The sequence below is a fragment of the Desertihabitans aurantiacus genome (assembly GCF_003344635.1).
Lineage (GTDB): Bacteria > Actinomycetota > Actinomycetes > Propionibacteriales > Propionibacteriaceae > Desertihabitans > Desertihabitans aurantiacus.
This window is the reverse complement of the sequence record NZ_QPKK01000452.1, coordinates 1-1771: the sequence shown is the minus strand read 5'-3', so window position 1 is coordinate 1771 and position 1771 is coordinate 1. Positions and strand designations below refer to the sequence as shown.

Below are 1771 nucleotides of genomic sequence, written 5' to 3'. Positions count from 1 at the left end.
CGCCGACCCGGCCCGGGCCGCCGCGGTGGTGCCGGCCGGGACCGGTGCGCTGACGGCGGCGGACTGGGTGGCGGTCCGGGCGGTCGACCTGGCCGTGCACGGCGACGACCTCGTCCGCTCCGTCCCCGGCGCCCCGCCGGTGGTGCGGGCGCTGGAGGCGACGGCCGTCCGCCACCTGCTGCGCTGGCTGGCCGAGGCGCACCCGGGGCAGACGGTCGAGGTCCGGGTGCCCCCGCACGGTGCCGTGCAGTGCGGGGTGGAGGGCACCGCCCTCACCCACACCCGCGGCACCCCGCCCAACGTCGTCGAGACCACGCCGGCGGTGTTCCTGCGGCTGGCGTCCGGACGGCTGGTCTGGGCCGAGGCACGTGCCACCGGGCAGGTCAGCGCCAGCGGCCACCGGGCCGACCTCTCGCGCTGGCTGCCGCTGCTCTGAGCCCCGGGGCGTCCGCGCTTATCCCGTGGCGGCGGCGGTCCTCGCGGCGTAGTGTCGCCGACGCACACCCCGGTGGAGTGACCGTCGGAGCTGCGATCCGTGTCAGGGCAGCCCAGCAGGACCACGCCGAGAGGATCGCCATGCCCACGTCACGACCCGACCTCCCTCCCCGCCGCTTCGGCTGGGAGGACATGTTCGTCCCGCCCGAGGCCGACCCCCGCCCGCAGGAGGTCGGCTCCCCCACCGAGCGCGCGGTGCTCACCAGCTACCTGCACAACTACCGGCTCACGCTCGAGCTCAAGTGCTCCGGTCTGGACGCCGCCCAGCTGGCCACGCGCTCGGTGCCGCCGTCCGACCTGTCCCTGCTCGGCCTGGTGCGCCACCTCGCCGGGGTGGAGCGCATCTGGTTCCGCCGCCGGATGGCCGGTGCGGACGTCCCCCCGCTCTACCGCACCGATGACGCCCGCGACGACGACTTCGCCGGCGCCGAGCCCCGGGCCGCCGTGGTCACCGAGGCCTGGCGGACGTGGCGGGCCGAGGTGGCCTTCGCCGAGCGTCTGGTGGCCTCGACCGAGGACCTCGGGTGGCGCGGCCCGCACGGCGACGTGCTCCGCGAGGTGCTGGTGCACGTCATCGAGGAGTACGCCCGGCACATGGGCCATGCCGACCTGCTGCGCGAACGGGTGGACGGGCGGGTCGGGCAGTGAGCCCACCGCCGGCCCGGGTGGTCGCCTGCGACGAGTCCGGGTTCAACGGCGGCAACCTGGCCCGGGGTGAGCGGTTCTTCGCCCACGCCAGCCTCACCCTCGACCCGGCCGAGGCCGCCGCCCTGGTGGCCGAGGTGCGGCGCCGGCTCGGCTGGGGCGGGGGCGAGCTGAAGGCGTCCCGGCTGCGGCTCCCCGGGCGCCGGGACACCCTGCGGTGGCTGCTCGGCCCCGGCTCGGGTCTGCCCGGTCACGGCGCGGTCCACCTCACCGACACCCGGGTGTTCGTGCTGACGCGGCTGCTGCAGCTGCTGGCCGGTGCGGAGCCGCCCGACGGCACCGCGTGCCCGGCCCGCGACCCCCGCTGGCACCCGCTGGCGCTCGAGCTGCACCGCCTCGGGCCGGTGTTGGTCGGACCGGCCCGCTGGCGGCGGTTCCTCTCCGCTGCGGGCGACCTGCTGTGGACCACGAGCCGGTGGGTGCCGCCGGACGCGGTCGACCGCTTCTTCGCCGACCTGGACGACCTGTGCACCGCCGCGCGGGGCGGGTGGCTGGTGGAGCGGCTCGCCCCGCTGGCCGGCGGCCGTGACCGGGCGGTGGCGATGCGTGCGGCCGCCGCGACGGACCCGGG

At 77.5% G+C, this 1771-nt stretch carries 3 protein-coding genes; all 3 read left to right on the top strand.

Annotation, left to right across the window (positions count from 1 at the left end):
- Positions 1-436: sterol carrier family protein (locus DVA66_RS20090; RefSeq protein ID WP_232822095.1), on the top strand; the 436-nt coding region annotated here is incomplete at its 5' end.
- A 140-nt stretch (positions 437-576) separates the two neighbouring features.
- Positions 577-1143 carry a DinB family protein gene (locus DVA66_RS20085; protein ID WP_198671995.1) on the top strand — a complete coding sequence of 189 codons (567 nt, stop codon included), beginning with the start codon at positions 577-579 and terminating at the stop codon, positions 1141-1143.
- Positions 1140-1771 (top strand): hypothetical protein (locus DVA66_RS20080; RefSeq protein WP_198671994.1); only part of this gene is annotated, 632 nt, incomplete at its 3' end. The genes DVA66_RS20085 and DVA66_RS20080, both read left to right, overlap by 4 nt.

What these genes read in the sequence shown, in the direction of transcription:
- DVA66_RS20085 (WP_198671995.1), top strand. Translation starts at nt 577, where the DNA reads ATGCCCACGTCACGACCCGACCTCCCTCCCCGCCGCTTCGGCTGGGAG.